This is a genomic window from Oscillochloris sp. ZM17-4 (assembly GCF_019599295.1).
Classification (GTDB): domain Bacteria; phylum Chloroflexota; class Chloroflexia; order Chloroflexales; family Chloroflexaceae; genus Oscillochloris.
Map to the genome: position 1 here is coordinate 1 of NZ_JAIEWN010000011.1, position 7,392 is coordinate 7,392.

Here is a 7,392-nt window from a genome sequence, read left to right on the forward strand (position 1 = left end):
CTCGCCGTCGTAGGCCGTCAGCACGCGGTAGCCGGCCTGCTCCAGATAGGAGCCCACCAGCCGCACGATCTGGTGGTCGTCATCTACCACAAGGATGGTCTGCATCGGTTACGCTCCCTTCGGGCGAACATCAGCCCCGGTCATTATAGCGCAGAGCCGACGCACACGCCCCGCGCATCGAGATGCGCGGGGCGTGTGCGTCGGCTCTGCTGCCATCCCATCTACCGGTTCGGCCCGCGGCGCTGGCCGTGGCCCTGGCCCTGGCCCGTGTTGTCGCAGACGCCGTCGCCATCCGCGTCATTGGTGCATGTGCCGGTGCCGGTGCCGTCGCCAGACCCCGCACCGGTGCCATCGCATGTGCCGGTGCCGGTGCCGTCGCCGTGGCCCTGGCCCTGGCCGTGGCCCTGGCCCATCATCTGGCCCTGCGCCCCGGTCATCTGATCCTGCTGTCCGCCCATCTGGCCGTGGCCGCGGCCCATCATCTGGGTCATCGGGGCATCCGTCGCCGCCCCCTGCGGCCCCTGGGCAAAGGCCGCGCTCGCGCCGAGGGCGAGCAGGGCACCGAAGGCTATCGCGATCGTCGCCACCAGAAAGAGTGTGATGCGCTTCATTGGAGTTCTCCTCTACAGGCTGTCCGGCCAGTCGGCCGGGGGCTATCTATCTGACAGCCTCAGTTTAGCAGGGGAGTGTGGAGAAGCGGTGGAGGGATGTGGCAGCTACGGTGTGCGTGCGCGCCGGATATGATAGAGGGGCGAACGCCAACGGCGTTCGCCCCTCTATCTACCGGTCATCTACGCGGCGTGCTGCTTAACCGGGCGCTCCTCGGTGCCCTCAGCCTCGGCCTCGATCTTCGCCACCGCCTCGCGGGGCATCGCCGTGCGGAACAGGCCGCGGTAGGTGTCCCATCGGGCCAGGATCTCGGAGGCGCGCGGGCTGCCCGTCAGCTCGGCGTGGCGGCGGATAAGCTGCTGGAGGCGGGGCTCATCGCGGGCGCTCAGGGGCCGCAGCTCGATCAGCTGCGGGTTACAGCGCTGTGCCAGGGTGCCTACCTCATCGAGGATATAGGCTGTGCCGCCAGTCATACCGGCGCCGAAGTTGCGCCCCGTGTGCCCGAGGATCACCACCGTGCCGCCGGTCATATATTCGCAGCCGTGGTCGCCGATGCCCTCGACCACGGCGGTGGCGCCCGAGTTGCGCACCGCGAAGCGCTCGCCGACCTGGCCGGCGGCGTAGAGCTCGCCTCCGGTGGCCCCGTAGAGCAGCGTGTTGCCGGCGATCACATTCTCGTGCCAGGCGAAGCGGGCGCTCTGGTCGGGGGCGATGGTGATCAGGCCGCCGGCCATGCCCTTGCCGACATAGTCGTTGGCCTCGCCGATCAGGTTCAGGGTGACGCCGGGGGCGTTGAAGACGCCGAAGCTCTGGCCGGCGCTGCCCTGGAAGGCGATCGTGACCGTGTCGGCGGGCAGGCCCTTGTCGCCGTAGATCTGGCTGATCGCCCCGCTGAGCCGCGCGCCCACCGAGCGGTCGCGGTTGCGGATGGTGTAGCGCAGCTTGGCTGGGCCGCGGGCCGAGAGCGCGCCCTTGGTGTCGTGGATGATCTGGTCGTGCAGGCTCTCCCCGCCGGGCAGCTTATTGGGCCGGCCGCCGTGGCGGATGGGGCTGCCGTCGAGCATTCGCGCCGCGCCGAGCACCGGGCTCAGGTCGAGCAGGTCCGCGCCAACGAAGCCGGTCTGTCGCTGGCGCAGCAGGTCGGCCCGGCCGACGGCCTCATCGACCGAGCGCAGGCCGAGGGAGGCCAGGATCTCGCGCACCTCCTGGGCCAGGTAGCGGAAGAAGGACATCACCATCTCGGGCTTGCCGGGGAACTTGGCCCGCAGGTCGGCGCGCTGGGTGGCGATGCCGACCGGGCAGGTGTTATTGTGGCAGGCGCGGGCCATAATGCAGCCCTCGGCCACCAGGGCCGCCGTGCCGAAGGAGAACTCGTCGGCGCCGAGCATCGCGGCCACCACCAGGTCGCGGCCCGTCTTCAGTCCGCCGTCGGCGCGCAGGCGCACCCGCTCGCGCAGCCCATTCAGCACTAGGGTCTGCTGGGTCTCGGCGAGGCCAAGCTCCCAGGGGATGCCGACATTCTTAATGCTGCTGAGCGGCGCGGCGCCGGTGCCGCCGTTGTAGCCGCTGATCAGGATCACATCGGCGTAGCCCTTGGCCACGCCGGCGGCGATCGTGCCCACCCCGGAGGTGGAGACCAGCTTCACCGAGACGAAGGCGTTCGGGTTGACCTGCTTGAGGTCGTAGATCAGCTGGGCCAGGTCCTCGATGCTGTAGATGTCGTGGTGGGGCGGCGGCGAGATCAGGGCCACGCCGGGCACGGTGTGGCGGATCCTGGCGATCTCCTCGTTCACCTTGTGGCCGGGCAGCTGGCCGCCCTCGCCGGGCTTGGCGCCCTGGGCCATCTTGATCTGGAGCTCGGTCGCGCTGGCCAGGTAGGCCGGCGTCACGCCGAAGCGCCCGGAGGCCACCTGCTTGATCCGGCTGTTGCGCTCGTCCTTGTAGCGCTCGGATGCCTCGCCGCCCTCGCCGCTGTTCGACATGCCGCCCAGGCGGTTCATGGCGATCGAGAGCGTGACGTGCGACTCGGCGCTGGTGGAGCCGAGGCTCATGGCCGCCGTGGAGAAGCGGGCCACGATCGCGTCGATCGACTCGACCTCATCGAGCGGCACCGGCGCGCCGGCCGGCAGGAGATCGAGCAGGTCGCGCGGCTCGGTGGGCACGCGGCCATTCACCAGCTCGGCGTAGCGCTGGTAGGTCGCGTAGCCCGCGGCCGAGGGCGTGTCGCTGTGGCTGTCGCCGTTGAGGGCGTGCGGGCTCTGGACGGCCTTGTGCAGGGCGTGAACCACCGGCGGGCTGAAGGCGTGGTTCTCGCCGTCCCGCTTGAACTTGTAGAAGCCGGGGTGCGGCAGGGACGGGGCGCGCTCTGTCCCTACGTCCTCGGCGGGGAAGGCGCGGGCGTGGCGGGCCAGCACATCGGCCTCCAGCTTGGCGAAGGAGATCCCGCCGACGCGGGTGGGCGTGCCGACGAAGCACTGGTCCACCAGCTCCTGGTCGAGGCCGAGGGCCTCAAAGATCTGGGCGCCGCAGTAGCTGTCCAGTGCGGCGATGCCCATCTTCGACATGGTCTTCAGCAGGCCCTTCTCCAGGGCGTGGGTGAAGTGCTGCTCGGCCTCATCGGCCAGGGTCAGCGTGCGCGGGTCGGCCGGGTCGGCCGGGGTCGTGCCCTCGCGGGTGCGCTCCTTGAGGGCGTCGCGGTCGAGGGCGATCTGGCGGACGCTGGCCAGCGCCAGGTAGGGGTTGATCGCCTCGGCGCCGTAGCCGACCATGCAGGCCAGGTGGTGTACCTCGCGCAGCTCGCCGGTCTCGGCGAGCAGGCTGATCAGCGAGCGCAGGCCGGTGCGGATCAGGTGGTGGTGGACCGCGCCGACGGCGAGCAGGGCCGGGATGGGCGCGTGGTCGGCGTCCACTCCTTTATCGCTGATGATCACGATCGCCGCGCCGCCGCGCACGGCGGCCTCGGCGTCCTGGCAGAGCCGGGCCACCGCAGCGGGCATAGACGAGCCGGACGCCGGCATCAGCGACGAGACCGTCACGCTGCGCAGGAGCGGGTCGTCCACCCGGCGCAGCGTGGCGATCTGGGCGTCGCTGAGGATGGGCGAGGTGAGCTGGAGCAGGTGGGCGTGCTCGGGCGTCTCGGCGAGGATGTTGCGCCGGGTGCCGACGGCCACGCTGAGCGACATCACCAGCTCCTCGCGGAGCGAGTCGATCGGCGGGTTCGTCACCTCGGCGAAGCGCTGCTTGAAGAACTGGAAGAGCGGGCGGCCCAGCTCCAGCTGTGAGAGCACGGCGGTGGGCGTGTCGTCGCCCATCGAGCCCACCGGCTCGTGGCCGCTGCTGAGCATCGGCCGCAGCACCACATTCAGCTCCTCGGAGGTGTAGCCGAAGGCCATCTGAAGTGATTGCAGATTGTCGATTGCAGATTGCAGATTGTCCTCGCCCTCTGCAATCTGCAATCTGCAATCTGCAATACTCTGCAGGTGCTGGCTGAGCCAGAGCTCGTAGGGCTGGTGGGCGGCCAGGCGGCCCTTGATATCCTCATCGGTGTAGAGCTGGCCGGTGGCCGTGTCCACGGCGATCATCTGGCCGGGGCCGAGCTTGCCCTTATGGACGATCCGCGAGTCGTCGATGCTCACTGCGCCGACCTCGGAGCCGGAGATCACCAGGCCGTCGTCGGTGACGATATAGCGGGCCGGGCGCAGGCCGTTGCGGTCGAGGGTCGTGCCAACCACGCTGCCATCGCAGAAGGTCAGGGCGGCCGGGCCGTCCCAGGGCTCCATCAGGCAGGCGTGGTACTGGTAGAAGGCCCGCAGGGCCGGGCTGAGGTCGGGGATCTTCTCCCAGGCCTCGGGCACCAGCATCGTCATCGCGTGGCGGATGTCGCGCCCGGCGAGCACGAGCAGCTCCAGGGCGTTATCGAGCTGGGCCGAGTCGCTGCCGCTGGTGTCGAGCACCGGCGTGAGCAGGGCCGAGGCGTCGGCGCTGCCGGGCAGGAAGTCCTCGGGGAGCACCAGGGCCGCCTCGCGGGCGCGCATCCAGTTGGCGTTGCCCTGCACGGTGTTGATCTCGCCGTTGTGCGAGAGCATGCGGAAGGGCTGGGCGCGCTCCCATGTCGGGAAGGTGTTGGTGGAGTAGCGCTGGTGATAGACCGCCAGGGCCGTGACGAAGGCCGGGTCGCGCAGGTCGGCGTAGAAGTCGGCCATGTGGCTGCCGAGCAGCAGGCCCTTGTAGACGACCGTGTGGCAGGAGAGCGAGGGCACGTATGCCGCGAGGCCCTGGGCGCTGAAGGCCGCCTCCATCTGCTTGCGGGCCAGGAAGAGGCCACGCTCGCAGGTGGTCGCCGGGCCGCCATGGGGCCGCTCGATGATCGCCTGGCAGATGTGGGGCATCGCCTCGCGGGCGCGGTCGCCGAGGACCTCCGGGTCGACCGGCACGTCGCGCCAGGCGAGGAGGGCGAACCCGCGCGACCCCAGGGCCTCGGCGATGATCGTGCGGGAGGCCTCGCGCTGGGCCGAGTCCTGGGGGAGGAAGAACATCCCGAGGGCGAGCCGGTCTGGGTCGGCCGTGAGTCCCTGGGCCGCCAGCTCGCGCAGCAGCAGCTCGCGCGGCAGCTGCGCCAGGACGCCGGCGCCATCGCCCGTCTTCGCATCATCGGCGACGGCCCCGCGGTGCTCCAGGTTGCAGAGCGCCTCAAGGGCCATCGTCAGCGTGCTGTGGGCGGCCGCGCCGTGGATCTGGGCGACAAAGCCGATCCCGCAGGCGTCGTGCTCAAAGCGGGGGTCATAGAGGCCGTGGAGGTCTCGCTCAGGAAGTTGCATCACTGTACCCTTACACTGGCTGGCCTGCGATAGCCGACAGCCGATAGCCGATAGCCGATAGCTGCGGGACGTGCTGCGGCGCTACGGGAGCGGCGAACACGTGTAATGCGACAAAACCAAACGCCCGCCTGCCCTCAGCACACTGAGGCATTGGCGAGCGTCATCGTCGCGTCATCTGGGAGCCGCAGCGCTGCGGCGGATAGCGAAATGCCCCCGGTGCGCGTCTTCGCGCGAGTGGGGGCTTGCCGGGGCTCTTCGGTGGGACGCCCGGCGCGGGCCGTATGAGGACGAGGTCGTGCGGGTTGTGTGGCAGGGTGGCGCTTTCGCCTAAGACAAGGGTACAGGGTACAGGGTACAGGGTACAGGGTACAGAAATACCGCATCCTGATGCAGTGCAATTGCCTGAACTGTAACGTATGCTGAGGCCTTGTCTAACGCAAAGAACGGGAGCTCATGTCGTCGAGCTCTCGTCAGGGCATCATTGCGCCAGGGCAGAATAGTTAAACGCCAGTTAGGTATTAACGTAAATGATACTAGGTTGTCTACGTTCTGTCAAGCGCTATTGGGCAAAGTGTACAAGTTGGGGGGCAGGGGACAGGGGACAGGGGACAGGGGGCGACCGATCTGCGCCCTGTCCCCTGTCCCCTAATCCCCTGTTCCCTTATAATAGCGCCATGCACACCCCACGAATCGCCTACTGCTCGCCGGTCAACCCCGCGCCGTCGGGGATCTCTGACTACAGCGAGGAGCTGCTGCCCTACCTGGGGCAGTACGCCGAGATCACGCTGTTCGTCGAGGACGGGCTGCGGCCCACGAACCCCGATCTGGCCGCGCACCTGGAGGTGCTGCCGCTGCGGAGGCTGCCGCGCGAGCTACGTCGCCGCCGCTACGACGGCATCGTCTACCACATGGGCAACAGCCCGGCCCACGCCGGGATCTGGCGCGCGGCCCAGCGCATGCCGGGCGTGATCGTCATGCACGAGCTGGTGCTGCACCACTTTATGCTCTGGTACGCCGCCAACGTCCAGCGCGACGTGCAGATCTACGTGCGCGCCATGGCCGCGCGCTACGGCGAGCCCGGCGCGCACATGGCCCAGCTCATGATCCGATCGCGCTTTACCGACGCCGCATTCGACTTCCCCTGCTGCGAGCCGGTCCTGACCGCCGCCCGCGGTCTGATCGCCCACAGCCGCTACGTGGCCGCGCGCGCCGCCGCCATCCGCCCCGAGCTGCCCTCGGCCGTGGTGCCTATGGGCGTGCCGCTGCCGGCGGCGGTGAGTCGCGACGATGCCCGCGCCCGCCTGGGCCTGCCCGAGGGCGCCGATATCCTGGCCAGCTTCGGCCACATCAACGCCTGGAAGCGGGTCGAGCCGGCCCTGCGCGCCCTGCGCCTGCTGCGCGACGAGGGCCGCGACGCGCGCTACATCCTCGTCGGCAGCGTCTCGCCCAACTACGACCTGCCCGGCCTGATCGGGCGCATGGGGCTGTCCGAGCATGTCACCGTCACCGGCTACGCGCCGCGCGAGCAGTTCGAGGACTATGTGGCCGCCGCCGACATCTGCATCAACCTGCGCCACCCCACCGCAGGGGAGACCAGCGCGAGCCTGCTACGGCTGTTAGGCGCCGGCCGACCGACCCTGGTCAGCGCGGTCGGCTCCTTCGCCGAGCTGCCCGCCGGCGTGGCCGCCCAGGTCGACGCCGACGCGTCGGAGGGCGAGCTCATCCTGGCCTACTGCCGGCTGCTGCTCGACAGCCCCGCCACGGCCGCCGCCCTCGGCGCGCGCGCGCGGGCCTTCGTGGCCGCCGAGCACAGCCTCGCCGCCGCCGCCCTCGGCTACGCCCGCTTCCTCGCCCGCCTCTACGGCTGGCCCGCCCTACGCCGGATCCGCGAGCGGCCGCTGTGGGAGGAGAGGGGGGCAGGAAGCGCGGGGCAGGAGGCGGGAGGCGGAGGGCAGGAGGCAGGAGG

3 protein-coding genes are annotated in these 7,392 nt (G+C 69.9%); 1 reads left to right on the top strand and 2 read right to left on the bottom strand.

The genetic code is table 11. The features are described 5' to 3' along the window. Window positions 1-221 precede the first annotated feature (221 nt). Together K2Z83_RS10515 and gltB are read right to left on the bottom strand one after the other, a co-directional pair. Entirely contained in the window at window positions 222-611 is a 390-nt protein-coding gene (locus K2Z83_RS10515) for a hypothetical protein (RefSeq protein WP_220595139.1), read from the bottom strand. Window positions 612-791: 180 nt separating this feature from the next. Beyond that, window positions 792-5,426, bottom strand: a complete 4,635-nt coding sequence (gene gltB, locus K2Z83_RS10520; RefSeq protein WP_220595140.1) for a glutamate synthase large subunit — start codon at window positions 5,424-5,426, stop codon at window positions 792-794. A gap of 674 nt (window positions 5,427-6,100) precedes the next feature. Between gltB and K2Z83_RS10525 the strand changes: the two genes are divergently transcribed. Further along, the coding region (locus tag K2Z83_RS10525; protein WP_220595141.1) for a glycosyltransferase at window positions 6,101-7,392 on the top strand (1,292 nt) is incomplete at its 3' end.